The following is a 22,219-nucleotide window of genomic DNA, read 5'->3' as shown; positions in this document are numbered from 1 at the left end:
CTTCCCGTCTCCCCATAACTGCGTTGGTGCGGACGGCATAGAGATATCGGTGAGAGTTTAAGGTTATTTGTTGCTGCACAACTTCACCGTTATCTGGATAGAGGACTTGCTGTAAAGACCTCAGCCCCACCAATAGCAGGTCTACCGCAGGTCTACAATAGGGGCGCTTGTGCATCCCCTAAAAGTCCATGGCTGATCCCGATAGCACCTCCCCCGACCCCGGCTTACCGGAACGTCTGGCCAAACACACCATCCGCTACGCCACCTGCCAGGACGTGAACTGGGATGACCTAGCCCCGATGATGCTGCACTACGTCACGGTGAAGCGGGACTATCCCCATGCCCTGTTGCTGTACCGGGTGGGGGACTTTTTTGAAACCTTCTTTGAAGACGGCATCACCATCGCCCGTGAGTTAGAGCTGGTGCTGACCAGTAAGGACGCGGGCAAAAACGTGGGCCGGGTACCGATGGCGGGCATTCCCCACCATGCCCTCGATCGCTACTGCGCCCAACTGGTGACAAAGGGCTACGCCGTCGCCATCTGCGATCAGGTGGAGGATCCAGCCCAAGCCCAGGGATTGGTGAAGCGGGAGGTGACGCGGGTGATCACCCCCGGCACCGTGATTGAGGAGGGGATGCTAAGCGCCCGTCGCAATAATTTCCTAGCGGCGGTGGTGTTCTCGGGACAGCACTGGGGGCTGGCCTACGCCGACGTGTCTACGGGGGAATTTTTCACCACCCAAGCCAGCGATTTGGAGCAACTGGGCCAAGAACTGATGCGGTTGCAACCCTCGGAAACCCTGGTGCCCACCGACGCGCCGGACCTGCGGGCCATGCTGCGACCGGGGGAAAGCTCTACCCATCTGCCGGATTGTCTGCCGCGCCAGTTTTGCTACACCCTGCGATCGCAAGGTGCCTTTGCCCAAACCGAGGCCCGCCAGCGATTGCTGCAAACCTTTCGCCTGCGCTCCCTAGAGGGGGTGGGCTGCGAACACCTCCCCCTGGCGGTGCGGGCGGCGGGCGGCCTGCTGGAGTATCTAGAGGACACCCAAAAGGCGACGCGGGTGCCACTGCAATTGCTCAGCACCTATGTGCTCAGCGACTTCTTGGTGCTAGATCACCAAACCCGCCGTAATTTGGAAATCACCCAAACCAGCCGGGATGGCACCTATAACGGCTCCCTACTGTGGGCACTGGATCGCACCGTCACCGCAATGGGAGGCCGTGCCCTGCGCCGCTGGTTACTGCAACCCCTGCTAGAGGTGGAGAGCATCCAGGCCCGCCAAGCCACAATTCAAGAACTGCTCAGTAACGGCAATCTGCGCCAAGCCCTGCAACAGCAGCTCAAGCAAATCTACGATTTAGAGCGGCTGGCGGGACGGGCGGGCTCCGGCACCGCCAATGGGCGGGATCTGGTGGCCCTGGCGGATTCCTTTGCCCGGTTGCCCATCCTCTCTGCCCTGCTGGAGTCGGCGGCGTCTCCCTACCTCAAGGCGCTCCAGCCCGTCCCCCCGGAGTTAGAAAAGCTGGGGGATACCCTGCGCGCCCATCTGGTGGAAAGTCCACCCCTATACCTGACGGAGGGCAACTTGATTCGCCCTGGGGTGAATGGGGAACTGGATGAGCTGCGATCGCAGATGCAAGCCGACCAGGATTGGATTGCCAGTCTGGAGCCCACGGAACGCCAACGCAGCGGCATCAGCACCCTGAAGGTGGGCTTCAACAAAGCCTTTGGCTACTACATCAGCATTTCCCGCAACAAGTCTGACCAAGCCCCAGATAACTACATCCGCAAACAAACCCTCACCAACGAAGAACGCTACATCACCCCGGAACTCAAGGAACGGGAAGCCCGCATCTTCACCGCCCAAGAGCAGGTCCACGCCCTGGAATACGAGATCTTCCAGCGCCTCCGGGAGCAAGTGGGCCACCACGCCGACCTCATTCGTCGCGTCGCCCGCACCGTCGCCGCCGCCGATGTCCTCGCCGGACTCGCCGAGGTCGCTATCTACCAGGGCTACTGCTGCCCCGAGATGGTCAACAGCCGCCAGCTTCAGATGGAAGCCGGACGCCATCCCGTAGTAGAGCAGTTGTTACCCGCTGGTTTTTTCGTCCCCAATTCCACCGCGTTGGGGAGTGAGGGGGGGAGTGATGGAGTAGGGCCTGCCCTGAGCGGAGTCGAAGGGGAGGGGGGGAGTGATGGAGTCAGCCCCAACACCCCAACACCCCTAAGCCCTCCGGGCAGGCTTCGCCAACACCCCAACACCCCATCACCCCATCACCCTCTCACTCCAAATCCCGACCTCATCATCCTCACCGGCCCTAACGCCAGTGGCAAAAGCTGCTATCTACGGCAGGTGGGGCTGATTCAGCTCATGGCCCAGGTGGGCAGTTTTGTGCCCGCTACATCGGCGCGGTTGGGGATCTGCGATCGCATTTTTACCCGTGTGGGGGCAGTGGATGATCTGGCCACGGGGCAGTCCACCTTTATGGTGGAGATGAATGAAACGGCAAATATTTTGAACCATGCCAGCGATCGTTCCCTGGTGCTGCTGGATGAAATTGGTCGGGGAACGGCGACCTTTGATGGTCTTTCCATCGCTTGGTCCGTGGCGGAATATCTGGCCAGTGAAGTGCGATCGCGCACAATTTTCGCCACCCATTACCACGAGCTGAATGAGTTGGCGGCAATTCTAGACAATGTTGCCAACTATCAGGTGACGGTCAAAGAAATGCCAGACCAAATCGTGTTTCTGCACCAAGTCCGTCCCGGTGGAGCCGATCGCTCCTACGGCATTGAGGCGGGGCGGCTAGCGGGGCTACCCCCAGCGGTGATCCAGCGGGCGCGAGAAGTGATGGGCCAGATCGAAAAGCACAGCAAGATCGCCGTAGGTCTCCGCAAGGGTGCTCAGTTCAGCCCCCCAGGTCGCCAGCGCCGCCTCCGAGAAGCCAACTCTCCCGTGGAGCAACTCGACATTTTCAAACACCCCCGTAGGTAGGTTACGTTTAACTAGAGAACCCGCAGTCAGAGAGCCCATCATGGTAGAAAAAATCAAAAAAACCGAGCAAGAGTGGCGGCAGCAGCTTACCCCCGAGCAGTACCACGTCACCCGAGAAAAGGGCACAGAGCGAGCCTTTTCTGGTCCCTACCACGATCTTAAGGACAAAGGCACCTACTACTGCGTCTGCTGTGGCACCGAACTCTTCAGTGCTGAGACCAAATTTGACTCCGGCACCGGCTGGCCTAGCTTTTGGGATCCCTCCCAAAACCAGAATGTTGCCACCAAGACCGACTTCAGCCACTTCATGATCCGCACTGAGGTGGTCTGTGCCAACTGTGATGCCCACCTCGGCCATGTCTTCAACGATGGTCCGGCCCCCACAGGCAAGCGCTACTGCATGAACTCCGCTGCCCTGGACTTCAAGCCAGCGTCCTAGGTCTTGAAACTCCAGGTTCAGATCCAGGGCGCGGGATATCCCATCCTTTGTCTCCACGGCCATCCCGGCAGTGGAGACACGATGGCGGTATTTACCGATTTCCTCGCCCAAAAGTTTCGCACCCTGGCCCCCGACCTGCGCGGCTATGGCCGCAGCCGCACCCGTCAGCCCTTCGAGATGGGGGACCACCTCGGGGATCTGGAAGCGCTGTTGGATGACCAGGGAATTGAGCGCTGCCTAGTCCTGGGCTGGTCCCTCGGGGGCATCTTGGCGCTGGAACTGGCTCTGAAGCAGCCCCAGCGCGTTTCAGGACTGATCCTAGTGGCCACAGCGGCCCGTCCTCAGGGGAGTCATCCCCCCATTACCTGGCAAGACAATGCCTATACTGCGATCGCATCCCTGATCAACCGGGTGGCCCCAGGGTGGCGCTGGAATATCGACACCCTGGGGCGACGATCCCTCTACCGTCACCTGATCCAGCGCCACACCGCCGACACCTATCGTCGCCTAGCCTGGGAAGCATTCCCTGCCTATCTCCAGACCTCCCGCGTCGCCCAGGGTGCCCTGAGCCGCGCCCTCCAGACCGGCTACAACCGACTAGCGTCTTTGGCCACCCTAGACATTCCCTGCTTGGTCCTATGCGGCGATTGCGATCGCCACATCACCGCCGCCGCCAGCCAAGAGACGGCCCAAAACTTATCCCACAGCACCCTGCGGTGCTATCCCCACACCGCCCACCTATTTCCCTGGGAAATCCCCCATCAGGTCCAGCAAGATATTGACCACTGGCTAGCCCAACACCCCGAGGTCTCCAGAGCCAAGGAGGTGCATCAGCACTGATGCTAGTGCAGCGTCCAGACTAAAGATCAGGGCACTCCTAGATTGGGTGAAACACACAACTTGGAAGGTTACAGAGAACCGAGCCCATTGACTGCTGGCTGAGCGGAGTCGTTCGCCCTGCGTCTCCCGAAGGGAGAAAGCCAGCCACACCATCGGGTTCTGACCGTTCCCTAGCCCCTCTGGGGCGGCAAAGCCAACGACTCCGTTGCTCCCTAGGGGAGCCGCTAACGCGAACAGGGAACTGGATGTTTGTATGAAGACAACGACGTGGCAGTCTTTTCAGCTCGTTTCAAGACATAACCTTCCAAGTCGTGTGAAACAAGGTGGAACCCAACAACGCTGGGCCATGTTGGGTTCCGCTAGCGCTGCATCTAACCTACAAATTGAGGCTTGACAGAGCACTAGTACACCTAGCCTGAAATAGGCTTACGATTCTGTCACTCCAGCCCAACATTTTCTGGTCCCCTCTCCCCGTGGGAGAGGGCTAGGGTGAGGGGCCGAGGTGTGCCACGATGAACGGCCAGAGTATTTACGCCGCACAGCACTAGAGACCAGCAGGAGGCTGCCTAAGAACGACCGCTAAAAGCGGGCATCCCGATGGAGGGCGACGATTCACCAGAGTAATCGAATACCGTCAGCGGACTGGGCTCCGTACAGTGCAAGAGCGTCGCCTTGATATTTCGAGCGCTCTCCCGTTCTAAATCCTCAATGTAGCCTCGCTTTGCTAGCTCAGCTTCCTGCTCAATGTCAAAGGGGCCAAAGTAGTAGGTGCAGGTAGGGGCTTCAGTCTTGATCTCGATCCACCAAGACTTACTGGAACCGAAAACAGACCCAAAAAGGCGACTAAAAACATTCTTCATAGGTGATGCCTGTCTATCTATGCTGCGTCAGACTGGATATAAATGGCGCGACGTCAACAAACTCCTCGTTTGTTTTATACTCTGTTACTTTCTATTTTGCAAAGTATTAAGCTGGATGCGATTGGCCCACTGCTGTCGGTATATCTCGTAGAGCGCCATGCCTGTGGCCACAGAAGCATTTAGGCTGGGGGTCTTGCCTGCCAGCGGAACTGCTACCAGACTATCGCAACTTTGTTGAACTGACAGGCTGAGGCCATCTCCCTCTGACCCCACCACCAGAACCGTTGCCGTCGTGAACTGCACCGTGTGGATGGCTTGGCTGGCTTCTGACGCCAAACCATAGATCCAGAATTCCGCCGCCTTGAGGGTCTCTAGGGCTCGATTGAGATTCACCACTCGGGCAATGGGGAAATTCTCTACCGCCCCCGCCGCCACCTTACTGACGGTAGAGGTCACCCCCACTGCCCGTCGCTGGGGAATAATCAACCCCTGGGCTCCAATGGCTTCAGCACTGCGAATAATCGCCCCCAGATTGTGGGGATCGGTGATGCTATCGGCAACCAGCAGCACTGGACGGGGGCTCTTGGTCTTAGCGTGGGTAATCAAGTCCTCCAATTCCCAATAGCTGTAGGCAGCCACTTGAGCGATGATCCCCTGGTGGTTTTGCCCCTCAGCCATCTGTTCTAAGCGGCGGATGTCTACTTCGTCTACCACGACCCCATTGGCCTTGGCCTCGGTAATGAGGGCGGTAAAGCGACCGTCATAGCGCAGGCGGGCATTAATCCACAGACGGTTAACAGAGCGCTCCCCCGCTAGGGCCGCCTCGATAGCATGGCGTCCGTAGATCAAATCCGAGGTATTTTCCTCGGAACTGGCCTCCGAGAAAGACTCCGAGTCTGAGGATTGCGATCGCCAATGACGTTCTCGATCGTCGTCCCGAACGGGCCGCTGTCCATCCCGTCGAAATCCGCCTTCTCGGCGGGCAGGACGAAACCCTTCTTTGCGGGCAGGGCGAAACCCTTCCTTGCGGGCAGGGCGAAAGGCATCTCCCTGGCGAGGCTGGGGGGCTTCGCTGCCACCAGCGCGGGGCGCATCCTCCCGATCTCGAAAGCGCGGCGCATCCTCTCGACTCTCTCGACTCTTGAAGCGTGGCCCATCCTCTCGGCCTCGAAAGCGGGGCGCATCCTCCCGACCCCTGGCACGGGGAATATCCTCTCGGCCCCTGGCGCGGGGCGCATCGTCCCCTCGGACTGGACGGGGAGTGTCCCCTGGACGGGCAGGGCGAGACTTAGCGCGCTGGGGGGGGCGTCCGCCCACTACCCCATCGGGGGATCTGCGTCCACCGCTACTGCGACGGGGGGACGGTACTGCACCGCTGCGACGACGGGGCTTGTCATTAGAGGAGCGGGAGGGGCGGTTGTTAGTCATGGACAGACTCGTTAGGTGGCTGGATCGACGGATGCCGGGGGCGCAATGGCGAGGGCGCAATGACGGGGGATAGAAGTAAGACGATGATGAAACGGTCAGCGGGGCTATATAGCGGTTCTCTAATGATGAGGTACACCTCAACTTAATGACATCGGCGAACAAGGGGCTTAAGCCCCTTGCCTATCCTTAACCCAGCGAACAAGGGGCTTAAGCCCCTTGCCTGTCCTTAACCCGAGTAAGAACCGCTATAGGGGCCAAGCGCTGAGCCGCTAGCCCTGCCGATGGGGAATTAGCGTCAGAAGAACGGGGAAGTCTAGGGGTGACATTGCCTTGGTGAGCATTCCAGCGATGAACCCAACGAACCCCTAGGGATCGGATCCCCCCTGCTTACCCGCCCTTAAACCGATGATCCTCTAGGGGTTGGCCCCTGTTGATGGCTCGGGAACCGCTGATAGTCCATAGCTCAGTAAGGCTTTCAATCGTTGGGGATCGGCGAGATAGAGGTAGCCCAGCAGGGTTTCCAATCCCGTGGCTTGGCCATACACCGCTGCTGTGGCCCGATGGCCTCGGGTCGGTGCGGCATTTCGACCCCGCTTCAGGATGGATTCTTCCAGGGGGGTCAGGTGGGGACGGAGAGCTGAGAGGGTGAGGGCCTGTTGTTCTGCCCGCACCTGACTGACCACCTGCTGATGGTAGGTCTGGATACGGCGAGGGGGAAGCAGATAGCAGCCCCGAACAAAGAGTTCGTAAACTGCATCGCCGATGTAGGCCAAGGCTTGGGGAGAGATCTCCCGCAGTTGGGACTCTGGAAAGGGCTCTAGTACGGAGCCTGATTCAGGTCCGGCAAAAGCCGAAGCTGTCCCTAAACGCTCTAGGAGCCAAATGCTGAAGGTGGGATCAGGGTCTAGGGTCATGACCCTAGAAGCCCATCAAGCTGGTTTCGCAATGGCCAGCAGGTTCCCAGGCTATCCCAAATTGGTAACCGCCTCATCTACTGATGACCTCAGAGATAGAAAGTTCTCTAGCCTAACCAGTTTTACGGTCTGAAGAACACGGGGGTTGGCTACGACTTGCACCGTACCCCCCACATCTTTGGCCTTTTTGACAAGCTGGACCAGTGCGCCTAAGCCAGAGCTATCGACAAAATCAATGCCTGTTAAATCCAGGATGATATTGTTCGGGCCTTGCTCTACAAAGCGGGTCAGCACCTTGCGGAAGGTGGGCTCCGAAAATGCATCCAGGAGACCAGTGAGGCGAAATATTTGGCAGTTCGCCCTAACTTCGCGGGTGCCTCTCAAGCTTACAGTTAGGGCCAATAGTTCAGCGATGGGAGACCTCCCGATGAGCCAACTCGGAATTCGAGCCCTAAGTATAGGCCACGTCCCTGGGAACCGCAAGCAACTGTGTAATCGCGTGAATGATAGGTGGGAGGACTATTCTACCCCTGAGGGGAGGGGGGGGATAGGACTTTTTTCTGTCGCCGCATTAAGTCTACAAACTGGCGGAACAGGTAGTCGGCGTCATGGGGGCCGGGGCTGGCTTCGGGGTGATACTGGACGGAAAATAACGGTAGGGTACGGTGGCGGAGGCCCGCTATGGTGAGATCGTTCAGGTTGAGGTGGGTGACCTCGACGAGGGTCTCGGGGATGGAGTCTGCCGCGATCGCAAATCCATGGTTTTGACTGGTGATTTCGACCTGCGATGGCCCCTTTGGGCCAGTCCCTGACCCTCGCAGACCACAGGGTTGGTTAAGGCCCCGGTGGCCAAACTTGAGCTTAAAGGTCTTGGCCCCTAGGGACAGACCCAAAATCTGGTGCCCCATGCAAATACCGAAGGTGGGTAATTGCTGCTCTAGGAGCGCCTGGACAGTGCGGCGGGCCGTCGCCACCGCCGCCGGATCCCCCGGTCCATTGGAGAGAAAGAGGCCATCGGGCTGGTAGGCCAGGATGGCCTCGGGCTCAGTGGTTGCAGGCACGACAATGACGCGACAGCCGTAGCGGGTCAATCGCCGCAGAATATTGCGCTTGATGCCAAAGTCCATGGCGACAACGGTGAGGCGCTCACCGTTATCTTCGGAATCGGGAAAAAATTCCCAGGCCGTCTCGGTGGGCTCCTCCCATTCATAGGCGCTCTCAGTGGTGACAGCATCCACCAAGTTCAGCCCCTCCATGGTGGGGGCATCCTGCAATTGCCGCAGGAGTTCCTCCGGATCCAGAACCTCAGTGGAAATTGCCCCATTCATGGCCCCGCTGCTGCGGAGTTTGCGGGTTAGGGCGCGGGTGTCGATACCGTAGATGCCGGGGATGTGGTGCTGTTTCAGATACTCCGGTAGGGTTTGGGTGGTCCGCCAGTTGCTAGGCTGGGGGCAAATATTGCGGGCGATGGCCCCTAGCACCTGGGGACGTGAAGATTCTTCATCCTGGGGGTTGACCCCGGTGTTGCCGAGTTCAGGATAGGTAAAGGTGAGGATTTGGCCACAATAGCTGGGGTCCGTCAGCACTTCTTGATAACCTGTCATGCCGGTGTTGAACACCACCTCTCCCATGGTGGTGCCCGCTGCACCAAAGGACCAGCCCCGAAAACTCGAACCATCGGCTAGGACTAATAGGGCGGGGAGATCGTCAGAATGGGGAAACATGGGCAACTATCCAGACCAAATCAACGGCAAATCAACAGCAAATCAACGGCAAAGTCTAAGCGTGTAGACAATCAACGGCAAACCCCTTACCGAGCAGGCATGACCACACCCGCTTTCACGCCCGCTTGATTGAATCGAGCTAGGGGCTGTAACCGTCTTGCCATCAGGAGTCTAGCTTTAATTGTCCACAGCCCCTAGAATTTCTTCCCTAAAACCTGCCCCTAGAATTCCGCCTGTACCCCTCTGACCTCAGAACCATGTGGACTCGTCTAACTTTCACCGCCGCATCTCTGCTCGCCACCGCCCTAGCAGGCTGTAGCCTGATTGCCCCCAATGGGCCTAGCGCCGAGTTAGCCCCCGAAACCACAATCCTGGGGGCTGATACCACCCCCTCGACCCCTGTCGTCACCGCCGCCGCAACTCCAGAGCCCGCCGCCGCCCCCCAGCAAGACTTCTTTCGAGAAGGGGTGAACCGGGCTCAAAGTGCCGTTTCCATTGGCCAATCCGCCCAATCTCCCGAAGATTGGCAGTTGGCCGCGAGTCGCTGGCAGCAAGCGATCACCTATATGCAGCAGGTACCTAGCTCAGATGAAAACCATGGTACTGCTCAGCAAAAGGTGCAGGAATATCAGCAAAACCTCACCCTAGCCCAGCGCCGTGCCCAGGGTGAGGTTCCTGCTTCTGGAGGGGGTACGACGACTGCCGACACCGCCCCTAATGGTCGGGTGGCTCGCATCCTGATCACAGAGCGACGGGGCGGCACCCCTGTGGTGTCTGTTAAGCTCACCGCCGCTGGTGGTAGCCAGTCCTTTCCCCTACTGTTTGACACCGGAGCCACGGGAACGCTGATTACCCCCGCCATGGCCCAGGCTATTGGGGTGGAATATGTGGGAGAAGTGGTCGCCACCGTGGCCGACGGTCGCCAAGTCCGCCTGCCAATTGGCTTTGTAGACATTGAGGTGGGCGGTCTGGTGAAGCGCAATGTCCCCGTTGCTGTCGGCGGCAACATGGGCCTACTGGGCCAGGATGTCTATGGTGAGTACGGCATCTCCGCCGGGGGAGGTGTGATTGACCTATACGAGTAGGCCAGTTTTAAGGAGGGTAGACGGTCGTATTGATCTATGATGAGCAGCAAGCTAGGGGTGTCCGAGTAATCGGGCTGAGATCATACCCTCAGAACCTGACCTGGTTAATACCAGCGGAGGAAAGCGTTGATTCTGGTCTTGGGTACCAAAACGACGTGCGATCTGGCTTTCTGGACAATTTCCCCATCGGGGCCAGTCCAGGAAGTTTCCGGTGCTGTTTATCTGAACGATCAACGCCCAACCTGATCGGCTAAAACCCCATGCCGGTGGGCACGGGGCAAAGCGATGGGTAGGACTGAATCGGTGTATGACTCGTCAGCAATCCTGCTCTGTCGCCAGAGAAGGACCAGGTAGCGGGACTCCCCTGCATGACCCTATTCCTTCATCGAGGTTTACCATGCGGACTGAATGGATCGCCAAGCGTCAAGGCCACAACACCGTCACCCAAATGCACTACGCCCGCCAAGGCATGATCACCGAGGAAATGCACCATGTCGCCCAGCGGGAAAATCTCCCCGCTGATCTGATCCGGGCCGAGGTGGCGCGGGGGCGCATGATCATCCCCGCCAACATCAACCACCCCAACCTAGAGCCCATGGCCATTGGCATTGCCGCCCGCTGCAAAGTCAACGCCAACATTGGCGCTTCCCCCAACTCCTCCGACATCAACGAAGAGCTGGAGAAGCTGCACCTGGCGGTGAAATACGGGGCTGATACCCTGATGGATCTCTCTACTGGGGGCGGTGATCTGGATGCCATCCGCACCGCCATTATTCAAGCCTCCCCCATCCCCATCGGCACCGTGCCCGTGTACCAGGCTCTAGAGAGCGTCCACGGCACTATCGAAACCCTCACCGCCGATGACTTTCTCCACATCATCGAAAAGCACGCCCAGCAGGGGGTGGACTATCAAACCATCCACGCTGGAATTTTGATTGAACACCTGCCCTTGGTGCGCGATCGCCTCACGGGCATCGTCTCTCGTGGCGGGGGCATCCTGGCCCGCTGGATGCTACACCACCATCGCCAAAATCCCCTCTATACCCACTTTGACGACATCATCGAGATTTTCAAAAAGTACGATGTTTCCTTCAGCCTGGGGGATTCCCTGCGCCCCGGTTGCCTCCACGATGCTACCGATGCAGCGCAACTGGCGGAACTGAAAACCCTGGGCCAACTGACCCGCCGCGCCTGGGAGCACGATGTCCAGGTGATGGTGGAAGGTCCGGGTCACGTCCCCATGGATCAGATCGACTACAACGTGAAGAAGCAAATGGAGGAGTGCTCCGAAGCCCCCTTCTATGTGCTGGGGCCACTGGTGACGGACATTGCAGCGGGCTATGACCACATTAGTTCCGCCATTGGGGCTGCGATCGCGGGTTGGAGTGGCACTGCCATGCTCTGCTATGTCACCCCCAAGGAACACCTAGGTCTGCCTAATGCCGAGGATGTGCGTCAAGGACTGATCGCCTACAAAATCGCCGCCCACGCCGCCGATATTGCCCGCCACCGTCCGGGAGCCCGCGATCGCGACGATGCCATGTCCCACGCCCGCTACACCTTCGACTGGAACCGTCAGTTTGAGCTATCTCTGGATCCGGAAAGAGCCAAAGAGTACCACGACGAAACTCTGCCAGCGGATATTTACAAAACGGCGGAGTTTTGTTCCATGTGCGGCCCCAAGTTCTGCCCCATGCAAACCAAGGTGGATGCGGAAGCCCTGACGGAATTGGAGAAATTCCTGGCCCAGACGCCTGTCTAGACTGGGGTGGAAGCCGAAATCCTAGCCATGTCACACGACTTGGAAGGTTATGTCTTGAAACGAGCTCAAAAGCCTGACAAGTCGTTGTCTCCATACAGACATCCAGTTCCCTGTTCGCGTTAGCGGCTCCCCTAGGGAGCAACGGAGTCGTTGGCTTTGCCGCCCCAGAGGGGCTAGGGAACGGCAAGAACCCGGTGGTGTGGCTGGCTTTCTCCCTTCGGGAGACGCTGCGCGTATAGCCCAAGGGGCATGGCTAGCGCTAGGGCGTAGCCTGTCTGAAAGACTTACGACTCCGCTCAGCCAGCAGTCAACAGGCTCGATCTCTGTAACCTTCCAAGTTGTGTATATCAAGCAATCCTGATTTTTTCGGGGTTGCTTGGCATCGATTATCCCCTGTGGCGCTGATCTCGCGTGATCCTCCGTGAATTGTGAAAATTCGTAGTGCAGACGTCTCGTCTGCATGGGCAAGATGCCTATCTTACTTTCAGGAATCACTTCGGATTACTATATTAGTCACGCTATTTTGAAATCAGTTCTGGGGTCAGTAGCCCTCTCAAATCCAAATTCCTTAGATCCACTTTGGTAGAGGCAAAATCAATTTCAATGCCGACAACGCTCCCAGCTTCATCGAAGTCAATCACGACATCCGGAGCGATTTCTGTAGACTCTGTACTGGGCTGATTATTCAGCCGAATTGAGAGCGTATCCGTATCTGAAAAATACTGAATTTTCATGGTTCTAAACCCTGTAGAGGTGCAAATAGTGCACCTCTACAGGGGATATACAACTCGGCTACAGACTGCGAACCGTTGCCTTTCCATCCTTGACCTCACCCACCAGGATTTCAGTGGCCAGCCCTATAAACAGGCCATTTTCCAACACGCCGGGGATGTTGTTGATGGTGGCCTCTAGGCCAGCGGGGTCATCAATAGCGGCAAACTTCACATCCAGCACCATATTGCCTTGGTCAGTGATGACGGGACCATCCTTCTTCACCCCCATACGCAGATCCACGGTACCCCCCAGGGCGGTAAGGGCGCGGGTGACGGGGGCAACCGCCAGGGGTAGGACCTCCACCGGCAGCGCAAAGGTGGTGCCCAGCTTATCCACCAGCTTGGAACTGTCTACCACCACAATGAACTTTTCTGCGAGGCCATCCACAATCTTTTCCCGTGTATGGGCAGCACCGCCCCCCTTGATCAGGTTGAACTGGGGATCGACCTCATCGGCTCCATCGATGGCCAGGTGGATCGTGTCTACTTCATCCAGCGTGGTGAGGGGAATGCCATGCTGCTTAGCCAGCACCGATGCCTGGAATGAGGTGGGTACGCCTTTGATGTCCTTTAGATCCCCTGATTGCAGACGCTCACCGATGAACTGAATGGCGAAGGCGGTGGTGGACCCGGTACCGAGGCCCAAAATGGTGCCTGACTGGACTTGCGCGGCGGCGGCTCGTCCCACTTCCTGCTTCATGAGCTTGACCGGATCCATGGCTGATCTCCTTAAACATGCCTACAACTCCGGTTTTAGCATGACCGAAAGTGGTTCCCCTGCCTAGAGGCATCCGTATCCCCCCATCCAGCCTGATTTTGGTTTGGCCTTGCAGGAACTGGCGCAGCCGTGGGTTGGCGGATCGCCATCAGAGTCAGGGCTAGGTCACGGCTAGGTCACGACTGGGGGCAGCAGGATCCACCAGAAGGCCGCCATTAGGGTGACGGTGCTGAGGTGTTGGGGCAGGAGGAGTCGCAGGGGTTGGCGGGCAATCTTTTGGCTCAGAATGACTGAAAGTAATGCCCCCGCTAGGAGGGCAGTCCCTTGCAAAAAGGTGACGACGGCGGGATGGGCGACCAGAACCGGCAGATGGGGCAGGGAGAGGCCCACGGTGACGGCGCTGACGGGGAGGATTTGGCCCGCCTCCGTCAGACCCAGGGGTAGGTAATGGGCTAGGGTGCCCAGGAGTAGCAGGGGCAGGTAGCCATAGGCCAGCTCCACAAAGGGGCGGGGTTTGCGGGTCAGGCCCAGGGTGTGGATCAGGCGAATGATGCCCTGGGCCAGGAGGGGAATCAGGGCGGGCAGGCTCAGGGCCGCGATCGCAACCCCAGCATGGACGCTGAAGTTCTCTAAATCCCACCCCAGCCCCAGACCCGTCACCAAGCGAGGCAGGTGATGGAGGACCACCGCATCCAACAGCAGCAATAACAGCGCCACCTCATAGAGCCGGGGCTGGTGGGTCGTCCACAGTTCAATGCCGGGGGGACGCAGATTCACCGCCACCGAGCGGTGGGGACAGGCTTTGAGACAGGTCATACAGAGGACACAGTCTCGGTTGTCCGCCAATTGGGCCGGGTGGGAATAGAGGGGACAGCCATTGGTCTCCTGGCCTTCCCCCTTTTCTGGCCCCCCCTTGTAGCACTGGTAGGTGGTACATTCCGCCGAACAGGTGCCCTGCTGCGCCCGCAATTCCGTCATCGCCAGCTTGGCATAGAGGCCATTCATGCCGCCAATGGGACACAGATAGCGACACCAAAATCGGCGCTCAAAGATCTGGGAAAAAATCACCGCCCCCGCCGTGATCAGCAGCAGTAAACAGGCGGACAGGTAGGCGGTATTTTCCAAATCCCACAGCTCCTCCCACAGCAGAATCAGGGCAAACAGTCCCCAGAGAAACCAGCCCCCCCAGCGCTCCGCCGCCTGCCGAGGCCAGGGCTTGAGCTGTCGGGGAAACACCTTGAGGGAGAGGGTCTGCATCACCTCGCCGTAGATCATGAAGGGGCACACGGCGCACCAGCTTCGCCCCACAAAGGGAAAGCTGATCAGGATCAGGGGCCACCACCAGGCCCAAAACAGGTTCAGGGCTCCATTTTGATCCCGTGTTTGGGGACCGAACCAGAGGATGGCCACCACCAAGGCAAAGGCGGTGAGGGTGAAGCCGTAGTTAATGCGATCGGGCCACCAGGGGCTGCGGAGAAAGTGGCGCAGGGCGGGGTAGGTATTGAGCAGGTTGAGGCGAAACTGCTTCTTTTTGCTCTGGGAGGGCCAGAGGATCTCCTCCGTGAGCACGCTACCGGGGGCCATTTGGGCCAGGGCGCGGGACACCAGACTTTCCAACTCCCGTAGATTATTGGGAAAGTCGTAGCCTTGCAGGCGACGGATGGCTTCGGGGGTGACGGGAACTTTGGGCAGTCCCCGTGCCCGCGTAATCAGGCTGATGTAGTAGGTGACGTAGTCGTCGATGTCGGCTTTGCGCACCCGCAGGGGGGGCACCCGAATTTGGGCCTCAACGCCGCTCTCTAGATCGGCAATGGATTTCTCTGCAATCAGGATGAATCGGGCGGTGGCGCGCTGCTCTGGGGCGGGGGTGTCCCCCCGGCGGACGGGGCGGTAGGTGCGGTGGGTGAGCAGAGTTGCGATCGCGGCCACTAGCCCCTCCGGTAACTCCTGCACATTATTCAATATCAAGGTGCCTGAACCCAGGGCTGCTAGCAGTCCCGGCTTGCCCCCTTCCCGGCCAAACAGGTCTGCCCCACTGGCCTGAAGGCTGGCGCAGTCCATCTGAATAATGGGCTCCCGGCGCTGGCGGGAGCCGTAGTGGATCAGGGCGGCGATGTTGTCTTTTTCCAACCCCGGTTCCCCAAACACCAGCACCGACTGATTGTTTTCAGAGGCATCCCGAATCTGCTGCCGCAGCCGTCCTGCATAGCGACTTTTGCCAATCACCCCACGACGGGCCTTGGTGACTAGGTAGGGACGCAGGATGGCCTGCCGCTCTTGCTCGTAGTTGAGTTGGCTGGTGAGCTGTTGCAGTTCCGTTGCCATCTGCTGGGAGATGGCTTGTCCTAGGGTGGGATAGGCAGTCACCAGGGTTTGAAAGGCATCCCGATCCAAGTACCAGAGGACGGATTCGCTCAGGGTGAGGACGGTTTTTTCGACGGGCTGCTGGAGCAAGAGGGGGCGCAGATTCAGCACCGTTCCCGGCAAAAAGCTACTGGCCTGGGGGGTCTCTGGGGCATGTTCTAGCCGCCCGGACTCTAGGATATAAAGGCCGTTGGGATCTGTCCCTGCCTCCACCACGGGCTGGTCAGCAGGGATCACCCGCCGCTCTAGACGCTGGCCCAGGGCCGCTAGGACGGCTTCCTCTAGGCCGCTGAGGGCCGTGCGCTCCTGGAGCCAAATGGTGCGATCGCTAGGGGTCATAGCCATGGGATGTCTGTCTCAGCCGATGGCCCCAGTGTAAGGGGCAGGGCTGAGTTTTATAAATCCAACCATTCTGGGCTGGGTCGGGAGTTTCTGGATGAAATCGACACCACGATTCAGCGCATTTTGACCAACCCACAAGCTTGGCAGGTGCTGGAAGGGAGTATTCGCCGCTGCCACTTCAAGCAATTTCCCTATGGCTTGCCTGACCTGTTCAAGCAACCGAAGCATCTGTGGTTGAGTCATCATCGTTTAACGGATAACACCCCGATACAGGATCTTATCCGTCAAAGTTGACGTATAACGTTCGCAATCTCGGACTTATCTGTCAAAAGTGACGGATAACACCACCGACACCGGACTTATCCGTCAAAGTTGACGTATAATGCCCGCAATCTCGGACTTATCTGTCAAAAGTGACGGATAACACCACCGACACCGGACTTATCCGTCACTTTTGATACTTAATACATAGTTGAGCGTCAATGCACAATGCCAACATGAAAAACCCACCAGATTGGCTAATGAAGATGGATGCAGAGCTTTTTACAAGAATTGAAGAAATCGTACACTTCAAGTGGGATCCAATCGGGATATCTGGGATACCAGAAGCCCGAGATGAATATAGTGGATATGTAAACGGTATATATTCAAAGTTATTAAGCGACGATGATTCTGGGTTGATAAAGTAGATGCGATGGGTCATGGAAGATAGAATGGGAATGTCTTTTGATGTAACGAAGGCCATGTGTGCCGTTGATATGATGAAAGCATGGAAGAGGGTGATTGGAGTTCGCTCCCAACAAGCCGATGCAGCGGAGGCCTTCGGCCCCGCTGATCGGTGACGTTAGACCGCAAGGAAAAGTACATGCCACTTCAACCTCATCTGCGCGAGTCGATTCACGCCTACTGTGTGCGGGACTTGCCAGGGGACCTCCATTGGCACGTAGCTCAGTTCGCATTTATTGAGAACGAAGAGCTTAGGAAACGCTTGGGGCGAGCGTTCTATTCAGCTCGATATATGGCAAAGCTGATGGAAGCAATGCAAGCCACAAGCGACGAAGTTCACGCTTTCGTAAAGTTTCAGATCGCGCAGTACGCCGCCATCTACGAGGCGGTGATCTCATTCCTGCTCTGGAGCACGTTTGCTGAGCACCCAGAGGTTAAAGCTCTTCAAACACATAAGGCTTACAAGCCGGTCTCAGCGTTCGGAAACCTTACAAAGATGCAATTCGGTGACGAGGAGGTATTCACTTGCGTCTACCGCGATTCGAAAACACCCCGAAACAGCATTCCATTCAAGGACAAAGTCGACTGTGCCGTGCGAATTGGACTAGTGGATGAGGCGTACGCCGAGGACATAAAGCACGTATACGCGCTCAGAAACCTTGCTCACATCGAGTCCGAGGCGGAGAAGCAGATTGATGTCGAGATTGCCCAATCGAAGGTCGGGTATTGGCGGATCAAGCCGTTTCTCGAAAAGATCGCTTCCGAGCTTTCCGGTGCTGCGGTCTAACTATGCGTTCAAGCGGACTGCGGGGAGAATCCATCGTGTTTCCTGCTGTTCTGTCGACCCGCAGCCGCTTAACACGTCGTTAGACATCTAATTGATGGAGCATGTACTGAACTCAGAGCCAATTGATTCCATAAGCCAATTTTCGATTTTATTTTTATGAGCGATAAGAAACAAGAACCTCCAGATATATTTGTTTCGAGCAAGATCTATCCTGATGCAAAGGGTATTTTCTATGAAGGATACAAAGCTCTAGAAGAAATCCGGGAAGAATGCACTGTGGTTCTAGATACCAATGCTCTTCTCGTTCCTTATGGAATTAGTAAAAATAGCTTATCTCAAATTGCTGCTACTTATAAATATTTAGTAAATTCCAATAGATTGGTAGTTCCAGGTCAGGTGGCAAGAGAGTTTGCAAAAAATAGACCTGTAAAAATAGCAGAAATTTTTCGGGCATTGAGCAGGAAGCGAAGTATAGCCAGTCCTAACAAAGGTCGTTATCCTCTTTTAGAAGATGCTAAAGGTTATCCTGAAGTTCAGGAGCTAGAAGAAAAGATTGGTACCTTGATAAAAGAATATCAAGCAGCGATTGGAGATCTTTTAAGTCATATTAAATCCTGGAATTGGAATGATCCTGTAAGTCAACTGTATAGCGAAATATTTCCAGCAGCTATTTTGGATCTGGATTTAGATGAAGAAGTTATTGTCAGTAGATTGAAATATCAGAAAGAAAACAAGTTGCCTCCGGGCTATAAAGATGCTGCTAAAGATGATCAGGGAATTGGTGATCATTTAGTTTGGCAAGTTGTAGTGCATGTTGCTAAAGAACGTAAGCAGCCAGTTGTTTTAGTTTCAGATGATTCAAAAGCTGACTGGTTTTACCGAGTAGAAAACCAGCCATTATTCCCTAGATTTGAATTGGTGGATGAAATTAGGAGGGTTTCTGACGGAAAGAGCTTGCATATAATCTCCTTTTCAAGTTTTTTAGAACTATTCGGCGTTACGGACAAAGCAATTGGAGAGGTTCGTAGAGAAGAGATAAAAGCAAATTATGCTTACCCTGATTCCTACAAACGAAAAGTTAGGAAGCACCATATAGAAAAAGTGGTTGGTGACTGGTTACGTAGTCAAGCTTCTTATTGTGAGGTCAATCGTGAAGGTAAGTTTGGAGATTTTGTTTGGTCAGAATGGGGTGGGGCATCTACACTCATATCTATTGAATATTTTGATGATGTCGTTGATGATGTGAAAATTGTTGCTTACCTCAAGAGTAGCATTGATCAATTTGAAATAAATTATGAGCGAAAAGACTTTGAATTTGACAATATTCTGATATTTTTGGTTTTTGATTCAGAAATATCTGCAAGTTTGGCAGCTAAATCTCTCGCTTCATGGCTCACAGGAATTAGCCGACAAGGAATAGAGGTGGTTGTAGCAGAGTTACTAGAAGGTGAATCTATAAATGTGCATGACCCGCTAAAATTTTTATCCTCTCTAGATGATCCTGGTGCAGTATAAATATTTATGCTAGCTAATGATGTACAAAGAATCTTTTCAATTGATTAAGGATGTCTAACATATCACGGCAGCGGACGGGCGAGAGCCACTGGTGCTGAGTTCAAGTTTGTTTGCCGCCGCTGCTGACCTTTGCCGTTATGCCGCAAGCCCTCGGTTGGGGCGTAACCAAAAGCTTATCTGTTGGCATTTGAAGTTAGGTAGCGCAAGATCCTTGGCTAAAGCTGCTTTCCAGGTTGATAGAGACAACAGCCCTCTAAAATAGACACAAAAGTTGCTGGAGAAGTCTGATGACGTTACAAGAGATACAAAATCAGGCATTGGAGTTGTCGATTCGCGATTGGCGATCGCTAGCGTTTAATACAGTCATTGTTGAGTTCAATCCAACAGAAAACGCTGGTATTTAGTCCTCAAAAACAAACGTGAATTCTTTATGAAATTCGAGTTGTTAGTTGTCTCCCACACTGACCGAGGAAACCGCACTCGTATTATCAGTGCTCGAAGAGCTACTCCCCAAGAAAGGAGATTCTATGAAGAAGGAAATTGACGAACTGGAAGATGAACTACGCCCTGAATATGACTTCTCCAAAATGGCAGGAGGCATAAGGGGTAAGTATGTTGAGCGATACCGAGCCGGAACAAACTTAGTGCTCCTAGATCCTGATGTCGCCCAAGCCTTTCCAACAGATGCATCTGTGAATGAGGCACTGCGATTATTAATTCAAATTGCTCAGCGACAGCAGCATAACCCGGTTGGAGCGGACTGAAGATAGATCTTGGTAGCGTGCAAAGGTTGCTGACAGACGCTCAACCGAACCGTTATGCCGCAAGTCCTCGGTTGGGACGTAACCGAAAGCTTATCTGTTGGCATTTGAAGTTAGGTGGCGCAAGATCCTTGGCTAAAGCTGCTTTCCAGGTTGATAGAGACAACAGCCATCTAAAATAGACACAAGAGTTGCTGGAGAGGTCTGATGACGTTACAAGAGATACAAAATCAGGCATTGGAGTTGCCGATTCGCGATCGCTGGCGTTTAGTACAGTCATTGTTGAGTTCAATCCAACAGGAAACGCTGGTATTGAGTCCCCAAAAAACAAACGTGAATTCTTTAGCTGATCTTAATCCCTGGACTCAAAGCCTAATTGGAGTAGTTCAGTTAGAAACAGAAGAACCTACAGATTTCACCCTGTCAAGAAAAGATAATGCTATCCTTTTCACAGAAAGTTTTGAGGACAACATACGATGAGGAGTCGCAGTTTCACAGTCATTCTTCATAAAGAAGATGATATGTACATCGCTGAATGTCCAGAGGTTGGTACAGTCGATCAAGGGGAAACAATTGAAGAAGCGATCGCGGGATTGAAAGAAGCAACGCGGCTCTATTTAGAGGAATTTCCCCTACCCGAAACTTCTCCTAGACTTGTAACCAGCATCGAGGTCAGCTATGCCTAAGATGCCACGACTCTCAAGCAGAGAAGCGATTCGGGCACTTGAGCAGTTAGGATTCGAGCAAGTTCGTCAAACAGGCAGTCATGTTGTGATGAAGAAAGAAACCGAAGAGGGCAAAATTGGCTGCGTTGTCCCTATACATCGGGAATTGAAGATTGGTACGTTGAGCGGCATTCTTAAGCAAGCGCAAATCACAGTTGAAGAGTTCATTGAGAGTCTATGAGGTCTAATGGGAATAAGGGAAACCCTCACGATTTACCCCTCCCAAATTACCCGGCGTGCGGGTCCGTACCGGGCGGTTCCTCAGAAAGTTTTAGAAATCAAGACTCTTTTAACTCCGACTCCCAAAGCTGGCTACACCCTTAAGCGCCGTTCCTATAGCTCCCCCGATCGGGTTCAACGCTCAGAACGAGCCCCGGCAGCTCCTCTCTACTTTCCATAGTTCGGCCCTTTGCCTTGTCTGACCCATTGCAAGACCAGCGTTTGACTACTATAGCCTCCGCTGGCTTCTGCTCCTTTGACGCTTGTTGCCCAACTTTGGGCCGTCCCCAGCGCCTTAGGGTTCTGTGCCATTTACCGTATCCCCTGAACCAACAGGCTACCCTTCGGCAAGGCTGCACCTACGTTGTGTTGTGCCAACTCGCCCCAGAGACTCGGCCTTCTATTATGAAGTTTAGTGTTTAGGTATACTAGGGTTAGGAATCTTAGTTTGCCAGGGAACCTTGAACACATGACAACCCGTGAGCAATTGATTCAGGAACTCGCACAATCTCCCGATGATCTAGTACAGATAGTATTGGATTTTTTACATCGGGTTAAAGCGATACGTAAGCACCATCCTCTTGCAAAGTTCGCAGGAATTTTAAGTGATTCAGAGGCGGGAGAGCTACAGCGAACAATTACAGCAGAATGTCGGCAGGTGGATTTGAATGAATGGTGAGATTGCGCTTGATACCTCTGGTGCAGTTCGTTTTTTGAATGGAGACGCGACAATCACTGAAAAGATACTAGCTTTACCGGAAGTAACTCTGCCAATGGTTGTTGTCGGGGAGCTGTTATTTGGTGCAGAAAACTCAACACGTCCATTACAAAACTTGCCACGCTATCTAGAATTTATATCGGCTTGTAGAGCGGCACTGTCCTATTAAAGAGTGAGAGCCTCAAATCCCCTGGATAATAGGATTTCAGAGAGTTTCAAGGGGCGCTGAATGAATCCCATGGCCATGGCAGGCGTTGTCCGTTTCTCCAAACTCCAATGGGGCCGCACCCAGTTGTGCATCAGACGCTGGACATTCAAAGCTCGCTGCAAGCCCTCCACCTGCTTGGCATAGTGATTCTGCCGCCTGCGATAGGCTGTTGCCCGTCGCCTCAAGGCACTGTTGAAGGCTTCCAGGTGATTGGCGTGGACCTCGCTGAGGGCACTGAGGGCCGTCCAAGGATGCTCAACTTTGAGCCACTCTACCCTGGGTTCACCTTGAGAGCCTTTGATCTTGATGGCC

Annotated in this window: 21 protein-coding genes, 1 pseudogene and 1 riboswitch; of the genes and pseudogenes, 13 read left to right on the top strand and 9 right to left on the bottom strand. The window is 55.2% G+C overall.

What is annotated here, in order from left to right; genetic code table 11:
• The first annotated feature begins 188 nt into the window (after positions 1-188).
• The 3 genes from mutS to LEP6406_RS0217225 are packed head-to-tail and all read left to right on the top strand — an operon-like array spanning position 189 to position 4,278.
• The gene (gene mutS / locus LEP6406_RS0217235) at positions 189-2,999 is read left to right on the top strand and encodes a DNA mismatch repair protein MutS (protein WP_008308364.1); all 2,811 of its coding nucleotides are present in this window, start codon (positions 189-191) and stop codon (positions 2,997-2,999) included.
• A 40-nt stretch (positions 3,000-3,039) separates the two neighbouring features.
• A complete protein-coding gene (msrB, locus tag LEP6406_RS0217230) occupies positions 3,040-3,438 on the top strand; it encodes a peptide-methionine (R)-S-oxide reductase MsrB (RefSeq protein WP_008308363.1) in 399 nt (132 codons plus the stop codon).
• Positions 3,439-3,441: 3 nt separating this feature from the next.
• On the top strand, positions 3,442-4,278 hold the full coding sequence (locus LEP6406_RS0217225) for an alpha/beta fold hydrolase (RefSeq protein ID WP_036028555.1): 837 nt from the start codon (positions 3,442-3,444) through the stop codon (positions 4,276-4,278).
• Between the two features lie 566 nt (positions 4,279-4,844).
• Here LEP6406_RS0217225 and LEP6406_RS0217220 read toward each other — a convergent pair.
• The 5 genes from LEP6406_RS0217220 to carA form a co-directional block, all read right to left on the bottom strand.
• Positions 4,845-5,138, bottom strand: coding sequence for a DUF1816 domain-containing protein (locus LEP6406_RS0217220; RefSeq protein ID WP_008317030.1), 294 nt, complete (start codon positions 5,136-5,138; stop codon positions 4,845-4,847).
• 84 nt (positions 5,139-5,222) lie between these two features.
• Complete coding sequence (gene rlmB, locus LEP6406_RS34890) at positions 5,223-6,566, bottom strand: 23S rRNA (guanosine(2251)-2'-O)-methyltransferase RlmB (protein ID WP_008317029.1); 1,344 nt, start codon at positions 6,564-6,566, stop codon at positions 5,223-5,225.
• 413 nt (positions 6,567-6,979) lie between these two features.
• Positions 6,980-7,480, bottom strand: coding sequence for a Mini-ribonuclease 3 (locus LEP6406_RS28650; RefSeq protein ID WP_008317028.1), 501 nt, complete (start codon positions 7,478-7,480; stop codon positions 6,980-6,982).
• A 51-nt stretch (positions 7,481-7,531) separates the two neighbouring features.
• Complete coding sequence (locus LEP6406_RS0217205) at positions 7,532-7,882, bottom strand: STAS domain-containing protein (protein ID WP_027269219.1); 351 nt, start codon at positions 7,880-7,882, stop codon at positions 7,532-7,534.
• Between the two features lie 122 nt (positions 7,883-8,004).
• Positions 8,005-9,204 (bottom strand): glutamine-hydrolyzing carbamoyl-phosphate synthase small subunit, encoded by a 1,200-nt coding sequence (carA, locus tag LEP6406_RS0217200; protein WP_008317026.1) that lies wholly within the window; start codon positions 9,202-9,204, stop codon positions 8,005-8,007.
• Between the two features lie 257 nt (positions 9,205-9,461).
• Here carA and LEP6406_RS28645 point away from each other — a divergent pair, with 257 nt between their 5' ends.
• Both LEP6406_RS28645 and thiC read left to right on the top strand, forming a co-directional pair.
• The gene (locus LEP6406_RS28645) at positions 9,462-10,289 is read left to right on the top strand and encodes a retropepsin-like aspartic protease family protein (RefSeq protein ID WP_008317025.1); all 828 of its coding nucleotides are present in this window, start codon (positions 9,462-9,464) and stop codon (positions 10,287-10,289) included.
• 43 nt (positions 10,290-10,332) lie between these two features.
• Positions 10,333-10,428, top strand: a riboswitch (TPP riboswitch).
• 258 nt (positions 10,429-10,686) lie between these two features.
• Positions 10,687-12,051: a phosphomethylpyrimidine synthase gene (gene thiC / locus LEP6406_RS0217190; protein ID WP_008317024.1), complete on the top strand. Its 1,365-nt coding sequence runs from the start codon at positions 10,687-10,689 to the stop codon at positions 12,049-12,051.
• Between the two features lie 518 nt (positions 12,052-12,569).
• Here thiC and LEP6406_RS0217185 read toward each other — a convergent pair.
• The 3 genes from LEP6406_RS0217185 to LEP6406_RS0217175 all read right to left on the bottom strand — a co-directional run bounded on the left by LEP6406_RS0217185 (position 12,570) and on the right by LEP6406_RS0217175 (position 16,251).
• Positions 12,570-12,785 carry a DUF2283 domain-containing protein gene (locus tag LEP6406_RS0217185; protein ID WP_008312740.1) on the bottom strand — a complete coding sequence of 72 codons (216 nt, stop codon included), beginning with the start codon at positions 12,783-12,785 and terminating at the stop codon, positions 12,570-12,572.
• A 58-nt stretch (positions 12,786-12,843) separates the two neighbouring features.
• Entirely contained in the window at positions 12,844-13,542 is a 699-nt protein-coding gene (gene rpiA / locus LEP6406_RS0217180) for a ribose-5-phosphate isomerase RpiA (RefSeq protein WP_008312742.1), read from the bottom strand.
• 171 nt (positions 13,543-13,713) lie between these two features.
• Positions 13,714-16,251 carry a sigma 54-interacting transcriptional regulator gene (locus LEP6406_RS0217175; RefSeq protein ID WP_008312744.1) on the bottom strand — a complete coding sequence of 846 codons (2,538 nt, stop codon included), beginning with the start codon at positions 16,249-16,251 and terminating at the stop codon, positions 13,714-13,716.
• A 3-nt stretch (positions 16,252-16,254) separates the two neighbouring features.
• On the opposite strand from LEP6406_RS0217175, the gene LEP6406_RS28640 reads away from it, so the two are divergent.
• The 8 genes from LEP6406_RS28640 to LEP6406_RS31370 all read left to right on the top strand — a co-directional run bounded on the left by LEP6406_RS28640 (position 16,255) and on the right by LEP6406_RS31370 (position 21,868).
• Entirely contained in the window at positions 16,255-16,542 is a 288-nt protein-coding gene (locus LEP6406_RS28640) for a hypothetical protein (protein ID WP_008312746.1), read from the top strand.
• Positions 16,543-17,266: 724 nt separating this feature from the next.
• A complete protein-coding gene (locus tag LEP6406_RS0217155) occupies positions 17,267-17,761 on the top strand; it encodes a hypothetical protein (protein ID WP_202807536.1) in 495 nt (164 codons plus the stop codon).
• 156 nt (positions 17,762-17,917) lie between these two features.
• Positions 17,918-19,276 (top strand): PIN domain-containing protein, encoded by a 1,359-nt coding sequence (locus tag LEP6406_RS30460; protein ID WP_008312754.1) that lies wholly within the window; start codon positions 17,918-17,920, stop codon positions 19,274-19,276.
• A gap of 527 nt (positions 19,277-19,803) precedes the next feature.
• Positions 19,804-20,040, top strand: coding sequence for a hypothetical protein (locus tag LEP6406_RS0217145; protein WP_008312757.1), 237 nt, complete (start codon positions 19,804-19,806; stop codon positions 20,038-20,040).
• A 204-nt stretch (positions 20,041-20,244) separates the two neighbouring features.
• Entirely contained in the window at positions 20,245-20,517 is a 273-nt protein-coding gene (locus LEP6406_RS0217140) for a hypothetical protein (protein ID WP_008312760.1), read from the top strand.
• 41 nt (positions 20,518-20,558) lie between these two features.
• Positions 20,559-20,723, top strand: coding sequence for a type II toxin-antitoxin system HicB family antitoxin (locus tag LEP6406_RS0217135; RefSeq protein WP_263971193.1), 165 nt, complete (start codon positions 20,559-20,561; stop codon positions 20,721-20,723).
• On the top strand, positions 20,716-20,943 hold the full coding sequence (locus tag LEP6406_RS0217130; protein WP_008312764.1) for a type II toxin-antitoxin system HicA family toxin: 228 nt from the start codon (positions 20,716-20,718) through the stop codon (positions 20,941-20,943). Before LEP6406_RS0217135 ends, LEP6406_RS0217130 begins: the two co-directional genes overlap by 8 nt.
• Before the next feature lie 706 nt (positions 20,944-21,649).
• Positions 21,650-21,868 carry a PIN domain-containing protein gene (locus LEP6406_RS31370; protein ID WP_202807535.1) on the top strand — a complete coding sequence of 73 codons (219 nt, stop codon included), beginning with the start codon at positions 21,650-21,652 and terminating at the stop codon, positions 21,866-21,868.
• Here the strand turns inward: LEP6406_RS31370 and LEP6406_RS33380 are convergent.
• Positions 21,865-22,219, bottom strand: a pseudogene (locus LEP6406_RS33380) (IS1 family transposase); the annotation flags it as partial. The gene LEP6406_RS31370 and the pseudogene LEP6406_RS33380 overlap by 4 nt on opposite strands.

The organism is Leptolyngbya sp. PCC 6406 (assembly GCF_000332095.2).
Classification (GTDB): domain Bacteria; phylum Cyanobacteriota; class Cyanobacteriia; order Phormidesmidales; family Phormidesmidaceae; genus PCC-6406.
Note: the sequence above shows the minus strand (reverse complement) of the source record. Positions and strands in the feature narration are given on the sequence as shown.

Excerpts from the sequence above, each read along its gene's own strand:
- msrB (WP_008308363.1), top strand. The coding sequence starts at position 3,040 with ATGGTAGAAAAAATCAAAAAAACCGAGCAAGAGTGGCGGCAGCAGCTT.
- LEP6406_RS28645 (WP_008317025.1), top strand. The coding sequence starts at position 9,462 with ATGTGGACTCGTCTAACTTTCACCGCCGCATCTCTGCTCGCCACCGCC.
- rlmB (WP_008317029.1), bottom strand. The coding sequence starts at position 6,566 with ATGACTAACAACCGCCCCTCCCGCTCCTCTAATGACAAGCCCCGTCGT.
- LEP6406_RS0217220 (WP_008317030.1), bottom strand. The coding sequence starts at position 5,138 with ATGAAGAATGTTTTTAGTCGCCTTTTTGGGTCTGTTTTCGGTTCCAGT.
- LEP6406_RS0217130 (WP_008312764.1), top strand. The coding sequence starts at position 20,716 with ATGCCTAAGATGCCACGACTCTCAAGCAGAGAAGCGATTCGGGCACTT.
- LEP6406_RS30460 (WP_008312754.1), top strand. The coding sequence starts at position 17,918 with ATGAGCGATAAGAAACAAGAACCTCCAGATATATTTGTTTCGAGCAAG.
- rpiA (WP_008312742.1), bottom strand. The coding sequence starts at position 13,542 with ATGGATCCGGTCAAGCTCATGAAGCAGGAAGTGGGACGAGCCGCCGCC.
- carA (WP_008317026.1), bottom strand. The coding sequence starts at position 9,204 with ATGTTTCCCCATTCTGACGATCTCCCCGCCCTATTAGTCCTAGCCGAT.
- LEP6406_RS0217155 (WP_202807536.1), top strand. The coding sequence starts at position 17,267 with ATGGCAAAGCTGATGGAAGCAATGCAAGCCACAAGCGACGAAGTTCAC.
- LEP6406_RS28650 (WP_008317028.1), bottom strand. The coding sequence starts at position 7,480 with ATGACCCTAGACCCTGATCCCACCTTCAGCATTTGGCTCCTAGAGCGT.
- LEP6406_RS0217140 (WP_008312760.1), top strand. The coding sequence starts at position 20,245 with ATGACGTTACAAGAGATACAAAATCAGGCATTGGAGTTGCCGATTCGC.
- LEP6406_RS28640 (WP_008312746.1), top strand. The coding sequence starts at position 16,255 with ATGTCTGTCTCAGCCGATGGCCCCAGTGTAAGGGGCAGGGCTGAGTTT.
- LEP6406_RS0217135 (WP_263971193.1), top strand. The coding sequence starts at position 20,559 with ATGTACATCGCTGAATGTCCAGAGGTTGGTACAGTCGATCAAGGGGAA.
- LEP6406_RS31370 (WP_202807535.1), top strand. The coding sequence starts at position 21,650 with ATGAATGGTGAGATTGCGCTTGATACCTCTGGTGCAGTTCGTTTTTTG.
- mutS (WP_008308364.1), top strand. The coding sequence starts at position 189 with ATGGCTGATCCCGATAGCACCTCCCCCGACCCCGGCTTACCGGAACGT.
- LEP6406_RS0217175 (WP_008312744.1), bottom strand. The coding sequence starts at position 16,251 with ATGGCTATGACCCCTAGCGATCGCACCATTTGGCTCCAGGAGCGCACG.
- thiC (WP_008317024.1), top strand. The coding sequence starts at position 10,687 with ATGCGGACTGAATGGATCGCCAAGCGTCAAGGCCACAACACCGTCACC.
- LEP6406_RS0217185 (WP_008312740.1), bottom strand. The coding sequence starts at position 12,785 with ATGAAAATTCAGTATTTTTCAGATACGGATACGCTCTCAATTCGGCTG.
- LEP6406_RS0217145 (WP_008312757.1), top strand. The coding sequence starts at position 19,804 with ATGAAGAAGGAAATTGACGAACTGGAAGATGAACTACGCCCTGAATAT.